General features: G+C 40.7%; 22 protein-coding genes. 10 read left to right on the top strand and 12 right to left on the bottom strand.

The window, feature by feature from the left end; all coding sequences use genetic code 11:
• Positions 1-46 precede the first annotated feature (46 nt).
• Positions 47-1,321, top strand: coding sequence for a lysine N(6)-hydroxylase/L-ornithine N(5)-oxygenase family protein (locus EV579_RS04520; protein ID WP_044333736.1), 1,275 nt, complete (start codon positions 47-49; stop codon positions 1,319-1,321).
• Between the two features lie 37 nt (positions 1,322-1,358).
• Here the strand turns inward: EV579_RS04520 and EV579_RS04515 are convergent, their stop codons facing one another.
• From EV579_RS04515 to EV579_RS04505, 3 genes are all read right to left on the bottom strand, one after another.
• A complete protein-coding gene (locus EV579_RS04515; protein WP_034282218.1) occupies positions 1,359-2,582 on the bottom strand; it encodes a cation:proton antiporter in 1,224 nt (407 codons plus the stop codon).
• 3 nt (positions 2,583-2,585) lie between these two features.
• Positions 2,586-3,083: a cation:proton antiporter regulatory subunit gene (locus tag EV579_RS04510; RefSeq protein ID WP_024425442.1), complete on the bottom strand. Its 498-nt coding sequence runs from the start codon at positions 3,081-3,083 to the stop codon at positions 2,586-2,588.
• A gap of 64 nt (positions 3,084-3,147) precedes the next feature.
• Positions 3,148-3,474, bottom strand: coding sequence for a potassium:proton antiporter (locus EV579_RS04505; RefSeq protein WP_224426399.1), 327 nt, complete (start codon positions 3,472-3,474; stop codon positions 3,148-3,150).
• Positions 3,475-3,655: 181 nt separating this feature from the next.
• Here EV579_RS04505 and EV579_RS04500 point away from each other — a divergent pair, with 181 nt between their 5' ends.
• Positions 3,656-4,429: an enoyl-CoA hydratase gene (locus EV579_RS04500; protein ID WP_133744027.1), complete on the top strand. Its 774-nt coding sequence runs from the start codon at positions 3,656-3,658 to the stop codon at positions 4,427-4,429.
• Positions 4,430-4,460: 31 nt separating this feature from the next.
• On the opposite strand, the gene EV579_RS04495 is transcribed toward EV579_RS04500, so the two are convergent.
• Positions 4,461-4,649: a YhzD family protein gene (locus EV579_RS04495; protein WP_024425445.1), complete on the bottom strand. Its 189-nt coding sequence runs from the start codon at positions 4,647-4,649 to the stop codon at positions 4,461-4,463.
• Between the two features lie 172 nt (positions 4,650-4,821).
• On the opposite strand from EV579_RS04495, the gene EV579_RS04490 reads away from it, so the two are divergent.
• From EV579_RS04490 to EV579_RS04475, 4 genes are all read left to right on the top strand, one after another.
• A complete protein-coding gene (locus tag EV579_RS04490; RefSeq protein ID WP_133744026.1) occupies positions 4,822-6,036 on the top strand; it encodes a metallophosphoesterase family protein in 1,215 nt (404 codons plus the stop codon).
• 16 nt (positions 6,037-6,052) lie between these two features.
• Positions 6,053-8,839: an ATP-binding protein gene (locus EV579_RS04485; RefSeq protein WP_133744025.1), complete on the top strand. Its 2,787-nt coding sequence runs from the start codon at positions 6,053-6,055 to the stop codon at positions 8,837-8,839.
• Positions 8,840-8,901: 62 nt separating this feature from the next.
• Positions 8,902-9,849 carry a 3'-5' exoribonuclease YhaM gene (gene yhaM, locus EV579_RS04480; protein WP_025093336.1) on the top strand — a complete coding sequence of 316 codons (948 nt, stop codon included), beginning with the start codon at positions 8,902-8,904 and terminating at the stop codon, positions 9,847-9,849.
• Between the two features lie 116 nt (positions 9,850-9,965).
• Positions 9,966-10,196, top strand: a complete 231-nt coding sequence (locus tag EV579_RS04475; RefSeq protein ID WP_024425448.1) for a sporulation YhaL family protein — start codon at positions 9,966-9,968, stop codon at positions 10,194-10,196.
• A 53-nt stretch (positions 10,197-10,249) separates the two neighbouring features.
• On the opposite strand, the gene EV579_RS04470 is transcribed toward EV579_RS04475, so the two are convergent.
• Positions 10,250-11,134 carry a peptidylprolyl isomerase gene (locus EV579_RS04470; protein ID WP_024425449.1) on the bottom strand — a complete coding sequence of 295 codons (885 nt, stop codon included), beginning with the start codon at positions 11,132-11,134 and terminating at the stop codon, positions 10,250-10,252.
• 161 nt (positions 11,135-11,295) lie between these two features.
• Here EV579_RS04470 and EV579_RS04465 point away from each other — a divergent pair, with 161 nt between their 5' ends.
• Positions 11,296-11,382, top strand: coding sequence for a YjcZ family sporulation protein (locus tag EV579_RS04465; RefSeq protein WP_008361129.1), 87 nt, complete (start codon positions 11,296-11,298; stop codon positions 11,380-11,382).
• Positions 11,383-11,527: 145 nt separating this feature from the next.
• On the top strand, positions 11,528-11,617 hold the full coding sequence (locus tag EV579_RS04460) for a YjcZ family sporulation protein (protein WP_017360317.1): 90 nt from the start codon (positions 11,528-11,530) through the stop codon (positions 11,615-11,617).
• Between the two features lie 51 nt (positions 11,618-11,668).
• On the opposite strand, the gene EV579_RS19110 is transcribed toward EV579_RS04460, so the two are convergent.
• Both EV579_RS19110 and EV579_RS04450 read right to left on the bottom strand, forming a co-directional pair.
• Entirely contained in the window at positions 11,669-11,854 is a 186-nt protein-coding gene (locus EV579_RS19110) for a hypothetical protein (RefSeq protein WP_072368131.1), read from the bottom strand.
• Positions 11,855-11,936: 82 nt separating this feature from the next.
• Complete coding sequence (locus tag EV579_RS04450; protein ID WP_024425450.1) at positions 11,937-12,458, bottom strand: DUF3267 domain-containing protein; 522 nt, start codon at positions 12,456-12,458, stop codon at positions 11,937-11,939.
• Between the two features lie 232 nt (positions 12,459-12,690).
• On the opposite strand from EV579_RS04450, the gene EV579_RS04445 reads away from it, so the two are divergent.
• Positions 12,691-13,035, top strand: coding sequence for a YhaI family protein (locus tag EV579_RS04445; RefSeq protein ID WP_044333717.1), 345 nt, complete (start codon positions 12,691-12,693; stop codon positions 13,033-13,035).
• On the opposite strand, the gene EV579_RS04440 is transcribed toward EV579_RS04445, so the two are convergent.
• Together EV579_RS04440 and EV579_RS04435 are read right to left on the bottom strand one after the other, a co-directional pair.
• Positions 13,013-13,633 carry an HTH-type transcriptional regulator Hpr gene (locus tag EV579_RS04440; RefSeq protein WP_024425452.1) on the bottom strand — a complete coding sequence of 207 codons (621 nt, stop codon included), beginning with the start codon at positions 13,631-13,633 and terminating at the stop codon, positions 13,013-13,015. The genes EV579_RS04445 and EV579_RS04440 overlap by 23 nt on opposite strands.
• A gap of 187 nt (positions 13,634-13,820) precedes the next feature.
• On the bottom strand, positions 13,821-14,177 hold the full coding sequence (locus EV579_RS04435) for a YtxH domain-containing protein (RefSeq protein ID WP_024425453.1): 357 nt from the start codon (positions 14,175-14,177) through the stop codon (positions 13,821-13,823).
• A gap of 128 nt (positions 14,178-14,305) precedes the next feature.
• Here EV579_RS04435 and yhzF point away from each other — a divergent pair, with 128 nt between their 5' ends.
• Positions 14,306-14,497, top strand: a complete 192-nt coding sequence (yhzF, locus tag EV579_RS04430) for a membrane protein YhzF (protein WP_024425454.1) — start codon at positions 14,306-14,308, stop codon at positions 14,495-14,497.
• A gap of 252 nt (positions 14,498-14,749) precedes the next feature.
• Here yhzF and EV579_RS04425 read toward each other — a convergent pair whose 3' ends face one another.
• The 3 genes from EV579_RS04425 to EV579_RS04415 form a co-directional block, all read right to left on the bottom strand.
• The gene (locus tag EV579_RS04425) at positions 14,750-15,268 is read right to left on the bottom strand and encodes a tryptophan transporter (RefSeq protein ID WP_024425455.1); all 519 of its coding nucleotides are present in this window, start codon (positions 15,266-15,268) and stop codon (positions 14,750-14,752) included.
• Positions 15,269-15,395: 127 nt separating this feature from the next.
• Complete coding sequence (gene serC / locus EV579_RS04420; RefSeq protein WP_073204562.1) at positions 15,396-16,475, bottom strand: 3-phosphoserine/phosphohydroxythreonine transaminase; 1,080 nt, start codon at positions 16,473-16,475, stop codon at positions 15,396-15,398.
• Between the two features lie 357 nt (positions 16,476-16,832).
• Entirely contained in the window at positions 16,833-17,261 is a 429-nt protein-coding gene (locus tag EV579_RS04415) for an HIT family protein (protein ID WP_024425457.1), read from the bottom strand.
• Positions 17,262-17,512: the final 251 nt, after the last annotated feature.

The following is a 17,512-nucleotide window of genomic DNA, read 5'->3' as shown; positions in this document are numbered from 1 at the left end:
TTGTAAAAGGGTATATAAGTGATAAAAAGGTAAAGCAGGTGTACATATGATAGATGTGATCGGAATTGGGATTGGGCCCGCCAATTTAGGATTGGCCGCTTTGTTAGAGGAGTATGAGGAAGTCTCATGCTGTTTTTTTGAACAAGAGTCTGAGTTTGCTTGGCATCCTGGTATGCTGATCAAAGGAACGGATTTGCAAGTTTCCTTTTTAGCAGACCTTGTCACAATGGCGAATCCAAGGAGCAGGTATACATTTTTAAATTATTTACATGAATCAAATAGACTTCACCGGTTCTATACATTTGAACAGTTTGATATCCCTCGGAGAGAATTCAATGAGTATTTATCATGGGTGGCAGGAGAATTAGACAGCTGTCAGTTCGGGATGAAGGTAGAAGAAGTGACGGACTGCCAAGATGGCTACCTTGTGAAAGTCAGACGGCTGAACGATGGATCGCTTTCTGAGTATCGTGCAAAGCATGTCGTGTTAGGCACAGGAAGCAAACCAATGATTCCAGTCGATGTGCCTGAAGCAGCATACCCATATGTGACCCATAGCAGCCGTTATTTAGATCAGCAGAAAGCACTTCACGAAGCTGAGTCGGTGGCGGTAATCGGCTCAGGGCAGAGTGCAGCTGAAATTTTCTTAGACCTGCTTCAGCATCAAAAGAAAGGACAGCAGCTTTCATGGTTTACACGTTCTAGTGAATTTAGAGAGCTGGAGACGGCAGAACTTGGCCAAGAACTTTTTACACCAAAGTATGTCGAGTATTTTCATTCGCTTCCTTATGAAGAACGTATGAACACATTGCCTAGGCTGACAGGATTAAGAAATGGCATCGATGCATCAACGCTTTCGCGCATTTATCAGGAGTTGTATCATCGCTCCGTTTCAGGTGAAGAGCCATCTGTGCTCATTCAGCCAATGACCGAGCTTGAAGCGATTCAAAGAGGAGAGCATCAGCCTTTGGAGCTGCATCTCAAACAGTGGCAGCTGAAGAAAGAAAAAAGCATAACTGTAGATCATGCTGTATTGGCTACAGGATACACGCCGAATATTCCTGAATGGTTTAGTGCATATGAACCTTTGATTGAATGGGAAAGTGATGAGCATTTTAAAGTGACAGACGACTTCAGGCTTGTGTTCAAAGACAAGCGTTCAAATCATTTTTTTACATTCACGAATCTTGATCATTCTCATGGAACAGCGGCGACCAATTTGAAACTATCGATTTACCGCAACCAGAAAGTCATTCGAACCATTCGCGGGGTCGAGGAAGCGCCAGTCAAGCAAGAAACTGCATTTCAGCAATTTGAATAAGACATAAAAAAGGGCCCAAGCATAGGGCCCTTTTTCATTAGATTGTCGTTTCTTTTTTTACTTTTGGTTTTTCAGGTTTCCATTTGAAGATTTTGTTTAGGATTTGATAGATTTTCTTAGATTCTTTCGTTACGAGCGGTCCTAAGATCGCAAGGATTAAGACATACAATGCAGCAAAGGGTTTCAAAGTAGCGGCAAGTCCGCCGGCGATGCCAAGCTCGGCAACAATGATTGAAAACTCTCCTCTCGATACGATGGTTAATCCAATATTAGAAGAGGCTTTATGAGAAAATCCAGCTCTCCGTCCAGCGAACATTCCGGCAGTGAAGTTCCCAATTAAGGTAAGAATCACAGCGCCGATCGCAAGCCAGAAGGCATCACCCAATGTAAACGGATCGATACTGAGACCAAAGCTGAAAAAGAACATCGCTCCAAAGAAATCTCTAAACGGAACCACGAGATGCTCGATGCGGTCAGAGTGCTCTGTTTCTGAAAAAACAAGACCAAGTAAGAGAGCCCCAATAGCCTCTGCTACATGAATCGTTTCTGAGAAACCAGCGACAAAGAACAAAGCCGCAAAAATCACAATGATGAACACTTCGTTTGAACGGATATCAAACAACTTATTTAATAGTTTTGGCAGCTTCCGCGCAATGATAAAGAAAAGCATCATATAACCAAAAGCGATTAAAATCGATAATAAGGCACCGCCAACAGTAGTGGCATCTCCAAGAACAAGACCTGATACGACGGATAAATATACGGCAAGGAAAATATCCTCAAACATAATAATCCCTAGAATTAACTCTGTTTCAGGATTTGCCGTCCGTTTCAAATCGACAAGGACCTTGGCCACAATGGCGCTGGATGAAATGGTGATCACCCCTGCCATAATGAGAACCTCAAGGAATCCAAACCCTGTGATAAAACCGTAGAGCAGTCCTAAGCTGAAGTTGATCAAAATATAAATAGATCCGCCGACTGCAATAGATTTACCCGATTTAATGAGTTTTCCGACAGAGAACTCAAGTCCAAGATAGAAAAGAAGGAACAGGACGCCCATTCTGCCAAAAAACGAAATGATCTCCGTGCTTTCGATAAATTTCAAATCAATGATCCCGATAGTTGGAGCATGCGGCCCAACAATCATTCCGAGGACAATGAGAAAAGGGATGATAGAAAATTTAATTTTATTGGCGATTAAGCTGGCGATGGCGATAAGAATTAGCGCCGTCCCAACTTCAAAGACTAAATGATCCATTCATCACTCTCCCCCTCTAGAAAGAAAATCACGTACCAATCGTTTCAAGTGTTTTCTTTCGCCCGAAATGACCATCGTATCATTTGCTTGAATAATCGAATCGGCACCAGGGTTGAGTAATTTTTCATTTGTATGTTTAATGATCGCAATCACGGTGACTTCATAATTTTGTCTCACATCTAAATCACCGAGTGTATGTCCAACCGCTTTTGCACCTTTTTCCACTTTAAACCATTCAATGATCAAGTCGTTGAAGGCCATTTCAATGGTTTCTAGTGCCTGCGGTTTATACACCATACCGCCGATAATAGCAGCGATTTGCCGGGATTCAGCATCATCGAGTGAAATGGTAGACAGCACTTCATCTGGATCATCATCGTCAAAACGATAAATTTCCCGTCTGCCATCATCATGAATCACAATCGTCATTTTTTCTCTATTTCTCGTTTCAATTTCAAATTTCTTTCCGATCCCAGGAAGATCATTTTCTTTAATGTTCATTTTATCCCTCCGAATTTGATAGTCTGTGTTTTTCATATTGTAAATGCGGATGAAATAAAATGAATCAGTAGAGGTAATTAGATTGATACATAACGGGGATCGCACACTTCATTTCCAAAAAACATAGATCAATGGACAATGCAGCTGATGGGGCAGGCTTTGGTAGAAAAGTCTTGGCATCCATCATTGATAATCTGTCCTTCAACAGAATGGATGAAGCATGTTTTTTTGAAAACGAAGGTGTCTTCACAGCATTGATTTCTTCATCATAAATGGATGGAGAAATCAGGCTAGGTGTGCTCGCTTCTGCCTGTGAAGCAAAAACGACATTTGAAAAAGGAGAAAACATGACGATGAAGCTAACCAATATCATGATGGAACATCTGATCAATCATCCTCCTCCTTTCAAATTTATTTTCTTTCTTTTTTTACTATATAAAAATATATTTCTTGTTTCAATCATTATGCTTATTTTAGTATCAATTGATCTTGAATTTTTTTATTTAGAGAAAAAGGTTTTACATGATGGAAATGGAAGTATGTTATGAGCTTTTAAAAGAAGAGGGGGATGGATGATGACTTATATCAATTGTCAGTTAGACGGGGATGTTTTTGAAATCGTTTTCAATAGGTCTGAAGCTTATAATTCTTTTCATGTGGACATGTTTGCTGAATTCAAAGAAGCATGTGATGCAGCGGAGGAAAGCAGTGCAAAAGTCGTTGTCATCAAGGGAGCGGGAAAAGGATTTTCAGCAGGCGGAGATATTGGGATGATGCTCAAGCAGGAAAGTGAAGAAGATTTCCATCGTGTGATGGATTTGATCGAGGGAATTACACTTTCTCTAGCTAGTATGAAAAAAGTGACGATTGCGCTTGTCCACGGGTCAGCAGCAGGCCTCGCTTTTAGCTTTGCTCTAAGCTGTGACTACTTGTTTATGCATCAGGATGCAAAACTCGCCATGAATTTTAATGGAGTAGGATTAATTCCAGATGGCGGGGGGCATTTTTTCCTCACAAAAAGAGTGAGTGAGCAAACCGCTAAACAATTGATTTGGAGCGGACAAAAGCTGCCGGCTGAAGAAGCGTTAAAGCTGCGCCTTGCAGACGGGGTGTTTCAGGATGAGGTCGATACGTACCAAAAAGTGTGTGTGAAGCCATTTATGAACATGCCGCTTCAAGCCTTTATCGAAACAAAGATGATCTATTTTCAGCAGTCAGAATCAAAGCTCTTAGCAGTTCTTCAAAAAGAGAGAGCAGCACAGGCAAGACTGAGAAAAAGTCATGATCACAAGGAAGGTATACAAGCCTTTTTAGAAAAAAGACGTCCTGTCTTTCAAAAAGCATAAATGAACATGAGGCCGGCGAAAGCCGGCTTTTTTAACGTTCAAATAAAAGCAGCTTTCCTGCTTGATCAACGAGTCGATGAGAATGCTTTGTGTATTGCTGTTCCATTAAGCGATGACGTCCTAATTCCTTTGCTTTCTTGTCACTATCCGCTGTGATTTTTTCATTTAATAAAGTCTCACCCGACCGGTCAAATACGGTTAAAAAGTATGTCTTCTCCATTCCTCATCTTCCTTTCCTCTGTTTTTTAATGTAATTAAACATGGAATAAGACAAAACCTCTTTTTTAGCCCTTAAAAATGTGTTTTTTAGATTGAGAGTGATAGAACGTGCATTCGTAAAAATGGCATGATAAAATATGGACAATGACAGTATCGGACAAGGAGATAGACGTTTGACTAAGCTCACCTTTATTCATGCCGCAGATTTACATTTAGACAGTCCATTTGCAGGAATGTCGACTATACCTAATTCTATATTTAAGCGGCTCAAAGAAAGTACATTCCAAAGTGCTAAGAACATCTTTGATCTCGCCGTTGCGCGGGCGGTAGACTTTGTGCTGCTGAGCGGAGATTTATTTGATGAATCCAATCGCAGCTTAAAAGCACAGTTGTTTTTAAGAAACCAGTTTGTAAGACTGCAAACACACGGGATTGAAGTCTTTATTATTTATGGGAATCATGATCATTTAGGCGGTGAATGGACGCCGATTGAGTGGCCCGAGAATGTACATGTCTTTACGAGCAGTACACCAAGTGAGCTCTCCTATTATCGAGGGGATCAGCTTATCGCGAGTATTTATGGGTTTAGCTACAAAGAGCGGGCTGTCTATGAAAATATGACATCTCATTATGTCAAAACAACAGATGCTGCCTATCACATTGCGATGCTTCACGGCACATTAGCCGGACAAGAAGGACATGATGCATATGCCCCATTTCAGCTTCAGCAGCTCATAGCACGGGATTTTGATTATTGGGCGCTCGGACATATACATAAAAGAGCCCTTCTGCATGAAGACCCATTTATTATTTACCCTGGTAATGTGCAGGGCAGACATATTAAAGAAACGGGAGAAAAAGGCTGTTACTTGATTCACCTCTCCGAAGATTCTCAGGCAGCGAATTTTATCAGCTGTGCAGATATCATCTTTGAGACACTGGCAATAGACATCACAGAAACGGTTCATATGACGGATCTTGTCACACTAGTGGAAGGCAAAATCAATGAGCTGAAAGAGGAAGGCGTTCCTCATTTTGTGAGAATTGAATTGACAGGTGATGCACCTTCTTACTTTGAGCATACGCAGCTTGAGGTCCTCGAAGAGCTGTTGACTGTTTTTCATGAGCAGGAGGAAGATGAAGATGTGTTCGTTTGGGTGATGTCAATTGACTGCCGAACAAATGAGGATGTGATCTATCCAGAGGATTCTTTTTTGAAGGAACTAACGGCAGAAATTGCACAGTTTGAGTCATATGAAGAGCTGCTTTTACCGATCAAGCGTCACCCAATCTACAGGAAGTCAGGAAAAGCGCTCACAAAAGAGGATGAATTGGATATAAAAGAAGAAGCACAAAGGCTGCTGACGGAACAGCTGAAGCAATTATGAGAAAAGGAGAGGTATGATGAAAATACGTTCACTCCATATAGCGAATTTCGGGAAATTTTCAAATCGAACCTTTCACTTTTCTGATGACGGTTTTCAGCTAGTTTACGGCCTGAATGAATCGGGGAAAACGACATTGAAGGCGTTTATTGAGTCGATGTTATTTGGTTTTTCAAAAAACAAGATGTACAAGCCGAAACAAGGATCTTTCTATGGCGGCTCCCTCACTTGCTTAGATGAGGAGTTAGGTGTCATTCACATTGAGAGATCGTCCGATCGAGGCGGTCAAGCACAGGTGTTTTTACCGAATGGTGAAGTGAAAGATGAAGCATTTCTACGAACTCTTTTAAAGGGAACAGATCGCAGATTATTCCAATCAATCTATTCATTTGATGTGTTTGGACTGCAAAATGTCCAAGCCTTAAACGAAGATCAAATCGGTGAATTTCTCCTTTTCTCAAGTTTATTTGGCTCAGATGCTGCCTCTAAGATGGATAGCAGGCTGCTTAAGCAGCAGGAGCAGCTGTTTAAACCAAATGGACGCAAGCCGGAATTAAACCAGCAGCTTGATCGTTTAAAAGAGCTGGCTGCCCAGCTGAAACAAGCTAGATTGGCAGAAGGCCGTTATACAGAGAAAAAACGGGAGCATTCTGAATTAATAGAGAATATCGCAGCGCTTCAAAAGGAAATGAAGCAGACAGAAGAACAGATTCAGCAGTTAAACGAACACATTCGACTTTATCCCATGATAGAGAAGAAGATGGAGTTAAAAAAAGAATTAGCCCGTTATCCAGAACGAGTCAAACGCTTTAGAGCAGAAACAGAGCATGAATTGGATAAATTAGAATCACACCTTCACCCGAAAAAGGCTCAAATGACTGCACTAAAGCAAAAATTAGATCATTTGCAAACCTCGCTGGCACAAGTTCAACCGCTTTATGACAAGGATACATTACTGGAGATGAAGCGTGTCGTTGATGAATCTTCTCATGTTGAACGTATCAAAAACCGCTTAGCTGAATGTAAAGCAGAACGTGATTCATTGAAACAAAAAATGGACGAAGCCGCAGCGAAGCTAAAGTGGCAGCGTTCAGTCAAGCTTGATCAGATTGACGACTCCCTTGAATTTGAGTGGGAATTAAAGGAGTCTGTCAGCCAATACGTTCGTTTAATGGACAGAAAGGCACAGCTGGATGACCGGTTTGATCATGCAAGACATGAGCTGGAAGAAGCGGAAACCGCTTTAAAAGGATTAAAGGAACAGCAGGCCAAATCGCACAGTACAGTAGAAGCTGGGGAAACAAGAACAAAAGAGAAAAAGGTTCATTCCCGGGCGTGGTTATTTCCTGTGATGGTGATATTTGATGCTGCATTTCTGCTTGTCCTTTTCTTTTTAACAGAGTGGTGGGTTACTTTCTTATTTGCAGGGTTTTCTGTTTTTGTCTTCTTTGCTATTTACCCATTTTTGAAATCGACACAGGTGAAACAGGGAAGCGGCAGGGGAACATTCGATTCCTTCCAAGTACAGGCAGCTTCAGCGGAAACGCTTGTGAGGCAGAAGGAGCTTTTGTACGAAAGGATCATTCGGCAATATGAAGACTGGGAGCAGGAGCTGGAACCTGTCCAGCAGCAAGTAGAGGAAAAGAAAAGACAGCTGGGCTTGTCCTCAGAGCTTTCTTTCCTAGTAGAAGCCTTTCTTATTCTGAAGCAATTAAAAACGGATACAGCGGAATATGAGGAGCTTAGCCGGGAAATAGACGACCTTGCCGGCCAGCAATCCAACTATGAGCACAGGGTGGAAGCGTTAAGCAGTCTTCTTCAACGAAAGGAAGGCACCATTCAAGAGAATATCTCGGCCTTTCAAGAGATATTGAAAGATGAAGCGAAAAGAGAAAAAGAACGTCAGACATTGGATGTATCCATTCAACATGTGAAGCAGCAGCTCACGGCACTAGAAGGGGAAATTCACTATTACGAAAAACAAATGGACGCGCTTTTTCGTCAAGTAGAGGCAGAGTCCAAAGAAGATTACCAAATTCTTTCTCATCTATCGAAAGAATATCGGGAACGGCTTTCCCATTTGCAGCAGCTGAATCAAGAGCTGCATAGAAGCGGCTGCTTTGATGAGGAAGAATCGATTGTTCGTAAAGGGTTGCGTCTTCTTGAAGAAGAGTGTGCGGAAGCGAAGCATCACCTGAATAACATACAATCGAATGCGGCGAATTTGGAAAAAAGTCTGGCAGAACGAGCAGTGGAAATCCGGCAAATAGAAGCTTCAGGTACGGTGTCTGATTTGACTCATCAGCTTTCAGCTGAGCAGGAGCATGCAAAGCATCTTGCGAAAAAATGGGCGGCGGTTCAGCTTGTTCGCTCCGTTATTCGAGAAAAATTGAATGAACATAAAGAAAAAAGGCTGCCAGCACTGCTGCAAACAGCTTCCCGCTTTATTCAGCCGTTAACAAATGATCGATATGAAGCCATTTTATTTTCACCCGAGGATGACCGGCTGATCGTGAAAAGGATGGACGGACGAATATTCCGCCCAGAAGAGCTCTCACAAGCAACCTGTGAACAAGTCTATCTGGCCATTCGTTTTGCACTCGCCTTGTCTCATCAGCATGAATGTCAGCTTCCGTTTATGATGGATGACAGCTTCGTTCATTTTGATCATGTTCGTCTAGGAAGAGTACTGGAGTTGATAAATGAACTCACGCGTTTTGAAACACAGCTGTTTTATTTTACCTGTCATCAGCATATGACGCAGGCAGCAGAAGATGGACAGATTACGAGTTTAGCAGTTGAATGATTGACAAATAATGACTTATGTTATACTTATATGAGCAGAAACATGGAAGGAGCTTTTATTGAATGGCTAAAGGGATCATGACCTATGATGTCGGCGAACAAGTTGACCTGCATTTATTAATTAAATCATCTACTAAAGGGATTGCAAGTAATGGCAAACCATTTTTAACGCTCATTCTTCAAGATCAAAGTGGAGATATTGAGGCGAAACTATGGGATGCAAAGCAGAATGATGAAATCACCTACGGCCCGCAAACCATCGTGAAGGTAGTAGGCGACATTCATCATTATCGCGGGAGGAATCAGCTGAAGCTTAGGAATATACGCCCTGTTGCTGAAAACGAGCAAATTCGAATTGATGACTTTCTCGAAACAGCTCCTATTCCAAAACACGATATGATGGATACGATTATGCAATATATTTTTGATATGAAAAACCCTAATATTCAGCGTGTTACAAGGCATTTGCTGAAGAAATATGGACAGGAATTTGCTGATTATCCAGCAGCGACAAAAAATCATCACGAATTTGTCTCTGGACTCGCCTACCACGTTGTGTCTATGCTGCATTTAGCAAAATCAATTGTTGACCTATATCCATCACTAGATCGAGATCTTTTATATTCAGGCATCATTCTTCATGATTTAGGGAAAGTCAAAGAGCTTTCGGGTCCAATCTCCACGACATATACTGTGGAAGGGAATTTAATTGGCCACATTTCTATTATGGTGACAGAAATTGCGAAAGCTGCGGAAGAGCTTAGCATTGATTCAGAGGAAATTCTCATTTTACAGCACTTAGTCCTGAGTCATCACGGAAAAGGAGAATGGGGCAGCCCGAAACCACCAATGGTGAAAGAAGCTGAAATTCTCCACTATATTGATAATTTAGATGCGAAAATGAACATGATGGATCGTGCGCTTGAGCATGTGAAGCCAGGAGAATATACAGAACGTATTTTTGCACTTGAGAATCGTTCGTTTTATAAACCAACCTTCCATCACGAATAATCATGTCAAAACGTCCGTTTATGCGGGCGTTTTTTTCATAACTTGTCTTCTTTTCGCATAAGCATGTAACACAAAGGAAGAGAGGAATTTCCTTAAGAAAAGGAGGCGATGAAAGAATGTTGTTTTTTCCGTGGTGGGTGTATGCATGTATTATCGGCATTATTTTCTGTGCGTATAAATTAATGACAACAGCCAAAGAGGAGCAAGAGATTGATCAATCCTTTATTGAAAAGGAAGGAGAAATTTTTATCGAGCGAATGGAACAGGAAAGAGAGCGCAGACGCCAGAATCAGCAGGTGAAAAGATCACAGGATACTGCGGCACATGAAGATCATTCAATTGCTTAATCTCGTCATACAAAAACCCCTCTGCACGATTTCGGCAGAGGGTTTTTTTGTGATTACTGATTCTGTTGTGTCTGCTGATTTTGTGCAGGCTGTTCAGATTTTTCTTTGAACGTTTTTTGAAGCTCTTTATCTTTTACTTTCACATCAGCATCTTTTACTAATTTGTTTAAGATGTTTTGGATTTCATTTGTGTCTGCTTGTTTTTGGTCAAGCAGTTCTTTTTTCAAGTCTGCTTTCATGTCATCATATTTACCGCGTTCTTCAGTCTTTTTAATGATATGGTAGCCGAATTGGGATTTTACTGGCTTGCTGATTTCATTTACTTTTAGTTTGAAAGCAGCTTTGCTGAAGTTCTCGTCCATTTGGCCTTCTTTTGCGAACCAGCCTACATCTCCGCCTTGTGCTGCTGAAGCAGTATCAGTTGAATATTCAGAGACAAGGGAATCCCATTTTTCACCTTTATCTAATTTCTTTTCCACTTCGTCAGCTGTTTTCTTATCAGCTACTAAAATGTGGCTTGCACGGATTTTTCCTTTAAGGTCATCGTAATACGATTTTACTTCTTTATCAGTGATTTTGATGTTAGCTTTGGCAGCCTTTTGAGTCAGCAGCTCATATTTCACTTGATCTTTGATGTAATCTTTACCGAATTCATCTTGAAGCTGTTTTAAACGATCTTCACCAAGTGTCTTTTTATATTCTTCCAATTTCTTATCAATTTCTTTATCAGATACTTTGTATTTGTCAGCAAGAACCTTTTGTTGAACAAGTAGGTTTAGAGCATCTCCACCTGCTTGTTTCTTAAGAGTTGTATAAAGTTCTCCTTTTGTGACATCTCCTGATTTCGTTGTGGCGATCACATCTTTATCACCGCTACTGCATGCGCCAAGAGTTAAAACACTTACTGCTGTTACAGCTGCTAAAGCCATTTTTTTCATTCAAAAAACACTCCTAATCTTTCCAATTTATTTATCATTGCTTGTATCATAACATATTGTGACACGCTGTAAAAAGAAATGCAAATGGAAGGGCATTCGTCTAGTCAAAAAATTGCGCGCGACATACACATATAGTGATCACAAAAAGGAGGCTGAATTATATGGGAGCAGGATATTCTAATGGGTTTGCTTTATTGGTCGTGCTATTCATTTTGCTGATCATCGTTGGTGCAGCATATCTTTACTAATTAAATCGCTGTGACAGAAGGGAGCCGTCCTGCCGTGCGTGAGGGCGGTTCTTTTTTCAAACGATGACAGGTGCCTAAACGTTTTTTATTTTTCTGCATACACTGAGCTTAGAACAGAGGAAGAACTGGCAGGAGGTGTTTTCACATGGGAGGAGAAGTCTTTGCTGGCGGTTTTGCACTAGTCGTCGTATTATTCATTTTATTGATCATCATCGGTGCATCTTGGATTTGCTAATTAAAATATACACAAAAAGCTGCCCTCAAACTGGCAGCTTTTGCTTTGATCTTAAATGGAAATGGTAATTTCAACAAATGATGAGATAAGTAAGATCAGTATCGATACATTGATAAAGCGAAACACCTTATCTTGCCGTTCTTCAGGAATCTCTCTGACAAGGCATAATGTATTAGTAAGCCTGTTTATTGAATACACAATAAACGCGGCAAAGACGATGAAGTAAAATAAAACTATCGGAGATCCCCCCTCTCTATGCTATTCCCATACTACATTACCAAATTTTTTATGAAAAAGATAGAAGTTGGCTTTAAAAACCTCATGATGAGGAAGTTTGGTCAACTAAAATATCAAACTCGTCTTGAGCTTGATCGATGATGCAGGATTTAGGTGCTTTGAGCAGCTTCCATGCAAATAAAAAGTCAGGCAAACAATAGCCTGCATGTATACTTGCGATGATGATAAAATAGTGTGCGTACATAGGAAACGCCACGCCTAACACAAAGTAAACCGGTGAGATGACACAAAACGGGCTGAGAAGTGAAAAAAGCATCACTTTCTTAGGCACGCGCTGCCAGCAATTTCGTTTCATCAATAGCGTCATTTTTTTCTTATTTTTCATCACTGGGATCAAGTGAACCACACGGTGGACAAGCAAAGTCACAAGTAAGAGCACGGCAAAAAGCGGTGCGTTATGGCTGCTTAGCCTCGTTTCAGGATGAGTCAGTTGAAAACATAAAAATGCCATAATGAAAAAAAGGATAGCAAGACTTATGGCAGAAATCATCATTCTCGTATAACCATAATCCTTTTCAAGATTAATGGTCTTCCAACAATTCATTTTTCATCCTTCCAATCTAAAAATCGAATTGAATATCTCAAGATAATTTACTCTTCCTGAGGATAAAAATCAATGGTTTTGATGAAAAAAAATAAAATGATGCCTTCATATGGAATAAAGAGAGGAAACTTTGGATTTTTCAAGAAAAAAGAACTGAAGGGGGAGGTTCGTCTCTTTCGTCAATGAGTAATTTCGGCTAAAATAGAAGGACTAAGAGAAAGAGGGAACGTACATGAGTATTGAGGAACGAATGAGCCAGCTAGAATACTATATGGAACTTTTATTGACGGCAACCGATATGAGCCGTTATCCATATTATGCGTTATTGATCAGGCAGCGTGTATCGAAAGAAGAGGCAGAGGAAATTGAGCGTATTTGTGCTGAGCTTACAGAGGAAATGGATAAGCAAAAAGCACAAGGCTACGTCATGTTTGACGATCTCCTTGCGCTCTTTGCGGGACAGTTAATTGAAAAGCTGGATGTTCATGAGACGATATTTGCTTTGCATGATCAAGGGCTCTTTCAGCCGCTAATGAATGAATTTATAAAGATCATTAAACAATTTGATTTGTTTTAGACGCTTTTTCTGCTGCCTCAGCTGAGTTTTCAAGTTCCTCAGTCTTTTTTGTGACTTTTCCTTGCTCATTCAAAAAGTCCTTCTCAATGTTTGAAAACGATTTCTCAAAAATCTCCATGAAATCCTCACCATAAATGTTACGGATGATACACATCATTTCTAAAATCTCAGGGAACTTTCCGTAAATGTCATGAAGCGGCTGTGCGCCTTTGACAATACCAGTTCGGGCCGGGTCATAATCTTCGAGTAGTTTATGGAATGTCTCTTCGCCTTTTGGCGTTAGCTCAATATACGTATTGCGCTTATCGTTTAACTTTTTAGAAAATTTTAAAAATCCTCGTTCCTCCAGTTTCTTGGAGAAGTTAAACGCCGTTGATACATGCATGACGCCAAACTTTGCAATTTCTGATATTGAAGCTCCTTTTAATTGATACGCAATCCACAAAATATGATGTTCATTGATATTTAGGTTATACGGTTTGATCCACTGCTGCCAGTCCTTTTCAATGGATTTCCAAAGAGCTTTGCTCAATTGGGCCATTCTTTGACTGAATAAAAGTGCTTCTTTTACATCGAAAGGCTGTTCCGAATGATTCATCCATTTCACCTACTTCTCTTTTTCTTGTAATTCTATTATGCCAATAAAATAAAGATTAATAAAGCTGAAAATTCAAGAATTTTTAAAAGTCATGAAAAACATTGTCAAAATAACCTTTTTTCAACAAAAAAAGTGCGGGATACGCACCCCGCACACTTTTGTAAACGAATATTTTTTTGTGAGTATATTAGTTTTGTAAGGTTTTCTCCAGTTGTTTGAGCTTTTCCTCAATTTCCTGAATTTCCTTTTGTAAGTCCTGCTGATGAGGTTTGATTTCTTCGCGCCATTGCTGAATCGATGTTTGCAATTCAGACCCGACTTCTTTAATCACCTCTGCGCTTTCTTTTGCTGTTTCCACAATTTGCTCTTTTAAAGCTTGTCCATCTCTTTTTAATTTTGTCAGCGTATCTTCGAATTTGTCATAGCCGTCTTTCACTTTTCCGCGCACATCTCTGCCAGAAGAGGGAGTCGTCAGGAGCACTGCCGCACCTCCGAGGAGACCGCCTACAAATAATCCTGTTAATAAAGAACGTCCACTAGCCATTCAAATCACCTCTAGTCAAATTTTACACATTCGCATGTTCTCTCTGAGCTGATGATCAGCTTCATTGAACTTCCATACATAGCTTGCTTTATTTTAGCATACTTTTGAAGAAAAGGGAGGGGAGAAGGTTGTCTGTCTTTCTGTTCGTTTTTATGTGTATCGTCATCGTTTTTACAGGTGGTTCTATTCATTATGCAAGACAGCTTGGGTATGCAGGGTCTTATCCGCCAAAACATGTTTTAAAGCAAAAAGCACTTGTGTGTGCGGCTGGTGCAGGAATTTCGCTCCTCATTTTGCTGCTGACCCTTTTTCTTTTATAAAAGCATGAAAAAAACCTCTTCATCTATCATGAAGAGGTTCCAGCGTGTAGACAAACCCTCGCATTCTTTGTCAGTCCTGCGCGCTGGTGCTCACGAATATCAAATTCGCTCCGCGCAGTACTCGTCCTTCCTAGACTTCAAAGGTTTTCTATCACGCTGAAAAGAAGACAAAGGGCTAAAATTAAGATCATTTTAGCCCTTTGTCAACAATCTGAAACCTCTTCATCTATCATGAAGAGGTTCGGTTATTCGTTAAGCAACTTCTATCATTCTTGCACGTCTCAGAATGGACTGAGCAATTGGGAAGACAAATACCATAGCGATGGTATTAATCACGGCTGCTGGCAGGACAACACCCACAAGAAGTGCCGGTAATGCAGCTGGCAGTCCAGTGATCAGTAAAGCGGCAGATAAGAAAATCACGCCGGATACGATGGTTCCAATCGCAGTTAATACAGCGGTCAGCACGACTTTGTTCTTTATCTTCAAGCAAGATAAGAAAAGGGCTAAGAAGATAAAGGCTGTCACTGGCTTATCAATCATATTCGGAATTTGTCCGCCTGGGAATCCCGTTGTTAATGCAGAAATCACGCCAGTCACTAGCGCAATCACGACAACATGCTGTACCTTTGGGAAAAGGATGATGCTTAAAAACATCATGACCAGCATCATATCAGGTTTCATTCCGAAAAAGATGGGCGGGAAAATCGTATGCAAGACAGCTCCCATTGCTGCAAGCAATGACATAATCACTAATTCTTTTGTTTTCATTTCTATGCTCTCCTCTGCTAAGCTCTTATAGGACTCTCCAATAATATGGCTCATCATTTATTGCAAGAGTCATGACTTTATATTTCTCGTTATTATAACAAATTTATTTCCCTATAGAAAAGCCTTTTTACTCATTTTCTTGCTGGAACTTTTTCATAAAGTCCGCAAGCTTTTGGCAGTCTTCAATTGAGACCGCATTGTAAATAGATGCTCTGCATCCACCGACAGAACGGTGGCCGGCAAGTCCAACCATTTGCTCTTGCTTTGCTTTTTCCACAAAGGAAGAAGTAAGTGCATCATCGCGAAGAGTAAAGGTGACATTCATATGTGAACGGCTGTCAGCGCGCGCATGTCCTTGATAAAAGCCGCCGCTTTGATCAATGGTATCATAGAGAATACCTGCTTTTTGTTCATTGCGTTTTTCCGCTGCTTCTACACCGCCAGCTTGTTTGACATGCTCAAGGACAAGTGACAGCATATAAATCGCAAAAGTCGGTGGTGTATGATAAAGAGAATTGGCTTTTGCGTGTGTTGAATATTTTAATATTTTCGGCGTGCTGCTTTTCTCTTTCTCTAATAAACGTTTGCGTGCAATCACAATCGTGATACCTGAAGGCCCTAGGTTTTTTTGTGCCCCAGCATAGATGAGATCAAATGAAGAAACGTCTATTTTTTTGCTGAGAATATCACTGGACATATCCGCAATGAGCGGGAGTGACGTTTTCGGGAACGTTTTCCATTGAGTGCCGAAGATCGTATTGTTCGATGTGATGTGTAAGTAAGCACCATCTGTTAAACCGGAAGTATCTACTTCTGGAATATACGAGTAGTTGTCATCTTCACTTGAAGCAAGCACAGATGTCTGACCAAACCCTTTTGCTTCTGACAATGCTTTTTCTGACCAAGCGCCTGTTTGAATGAAATGAGCTGTTTCGCCTTCATGTAAGAAGTTCATAGGAATCATCGCAAATTGAAGACTAGCTCCGCCTTGTAAAAAGAGGACTTCATAATCTTCTGGAATGTCCATCAGTTCCACCAAAAGCGCTTTTGCTTTATTGTGGACTTCTTCATATTCACCGCTGCGATGAGAAAGCTCCATCACAGACATCCCAGTTTGTTTAAAATCAACAAGTTCTTCCTGTGCTTTTTGAAGCACTTCTAGCGGCAGTGCCGCCGGACCAGCATTAAAATTTGTCGTTCGCTTCATCACAATCTCTCCCTATTTCTCGCGTTAATGGATCAAAAGATAAAACCATCCTATCACAAATTTGAAGCATTTGGACAAAAAATTTGAATCGTTCAAAATATCTTACTATTAGGGAGATGGAAGCAATGAAAAAGGGGCAAAAATAAGAAAAACCTCATCTGTTAAGATGAGGTACAGATTGTTGACAAAGGGCTAAAATGATCTTGATTTTAGCCCTTTGTCTTCTCAGCGTGAAAGAAAACCTTTGAAGTCTAGGAAGCTCGAGCACTGGAGCGGAGCGAATTTGACATTCGTGAGCACCAGCGCGCAGAGCTGACAACGAATGCGAGGGTTTGTCTACACGCTGAACCTCATCTGTTAAGATGAAGTAAGCCGCGTGTGGATAGCAGAAGAAATGTCTTTTAAATCCTCTGACGTGTATTGATCTTGGTGTGATTTCCATACGGCACCAAAGCCATCGCCTTTTCCGTAGCGCGGAATGATATGCATATGGTAATGGAACACCGATTGACCGGCTTTTTCACCATTGTTGTTCAGGAGGTTTAACCCAATTGGTTCAAACTCCTGTTTGATCGCCCTTGCAATTTTCGGAATCGCTTGGAAGTAGTGGTTAGACACTTCTGGTGTCATCTCATAGATGTTTTCTTTATGTATTTTCGGGATTACAAGGGTATGTCCTTTTGTTACTTGGCTGATATCAAGAAAAGCCAATACATGCTCGTCTTCATATACTTTTGCACATGGAATGTCTCCATCAATGATCTTGCAAAAAATGCAGTCGCTCAAGCCATGTCACTCCTCATTATTTTTCCTTTATCGTATCACAAAAAGAAGCAAAAAAGAAAACAGGACAAGCGAACTCCTTTGGTCGCTCATCCTGCTCCTGCAGAAGAAATGCTGATGCTTTCATTCGAATGCCTTTTGAATTCTCTACTTACTGAAATAAAGAATTCATGTGCCTGCTATTTCTGCCGTAAACACCTCATTTGACGTTTTGGTTTGTCGTATACATATTGTATAGGACACAAAAATCAAGA

Origin of the sequence: Bacillus sp. BK450 (assembly GCF_004364885.1) — a bacterium.
Classification (GTDB): domain Bacteria; phylum Bacillota; class Bacilli; order Bacillales; family Bacillaceae; genus Bacillus; species Bacillus safensis.
The sequence above is the reverse complement of the archived record's forward strand: the minus strand, read 5'-3'. Positions and strand labels throughout refer to the sequence as shown.

Excerpts from the sequence above, each read along its gene's own strand:
- EV579_RS04520 (WP_044333736.1), top strand. The coding sequence starts at position 47 with ATGATAGATGTGATCGGAATTGGGATTGGGCCCGCCAATTTAGGATTG.
- EV579_RS04515 (WP_034282218.1), bottom strand. The coding sequence starts at position 2,582 with ATGGATCATTTAGTCTTTGAAGTTGGGACGGCGCTAATTCTTATCGCC.
- EV579_RS04510 (WP_024425442.1), bottom strand. The coding sequence starts at position 3,083 with ATGAACATTAAAGAAAATGATCTTCCTGGGATCGGAAAGAAATTTGAA.
- EV579_RS04500 (WP_133744027.1), top strand. The coding sequence starts at position 3,656 with ATGATGACTTATATCAATTGTCAGTTAGACGGGGATGTTTTTGAAATC.
- EV579_RS04495 (WP_024425445.1), bottom strand. The coding sequence starts at position 4,649 with ATGGAGAAGACATACTTTTTAACCGTATTTGACCGGTCGGGTGAGACT.
- EV579_RS04485 (WP_133744025.1), top strand. The coding sequence starts at position 6,053 with ATGAAAATACGTTCACTCCATATAGCGAATTTCGGGAAATTTTCAAAT.
- yhaM (WP_025093336.1), top strand. The coding sequence starts at position 8,902 with ATGGCTAAAGGGATCATGACCTATGATGTCGGCGAACAAGTTGACCTG.
- EV579_RS04475 (WP_024425448.1), top strand. The coding sequence starts at position 9,966 with ATGTTGTTTTTTCCGTGGTGGGTGTATGCATGTATTATCGGCATTATT.
- EV579_RS04470 (WP_024425449.1), bottom strand. The coding sequence starts at position 11,134 with ATGAAAAAAATGGCTTTAGCAGCTGTAACAGCAGTAAGTGTTTTAACT.
- EV579_RS04465 (WP_008361129.1), top strand. The coding sequence starts at position 11,296 with ATGGGAGCAGGATATTCTAATGGGTTTGCTTTATTGGTCGTGCTATTC.
- EV579_RS04460 (WP_017360317.1), top strand. The coding sequence starts at position 11,528 with ATGGGAGGAGAAGTCTTTGCTGGCGGTTTTGCACTAGTCGTCGTATTA.
- EV579_RS04450 (WP_024425450.1), bottom strand. The coding sequence starts at position 12,458 with ATGAATTGTTGGAAGACCATTAATCTTGAAAAGGATTATGGTTATACG.
- EV579_RS04445 (WP_044333717.1), top strand. The coding sequence starts at position 12,691 with ATGAGTATTGAGGAACGAATGAGCCAGCTAGAATACTATATGGAACTT.
- EV579_RS04440 (WP_024425452.1), bottom strand. The coding sequence starts at position 13,633 with ATGAATCATTCGGAACAGCCTTTCGATGTAAAAGAAGCACTTTTATTC.
- EV579_RS04435 (WP_024425453.1), bottom strand. The coding sequence starts at position 14,177 with ATGGCTAGTGGACGTTCTTTATTAACAGGATTATTTGTAGGCGGTCTC.
- EV579_RS04425 (WP_024425455.1), bottom strand. The coding sequence starts at position 15,268 with ATGAAAACAAAAGAATTAGTGATTATGTCATTGCTTGCAGCAATGGGA.
- serC (WP_073204562.1), bottom strand. The coding sequence starts at position 16,475 with ATGAAGCGAACGACAAATTTTAATGCTGGTCCGGCGGCACTGCCGCTA.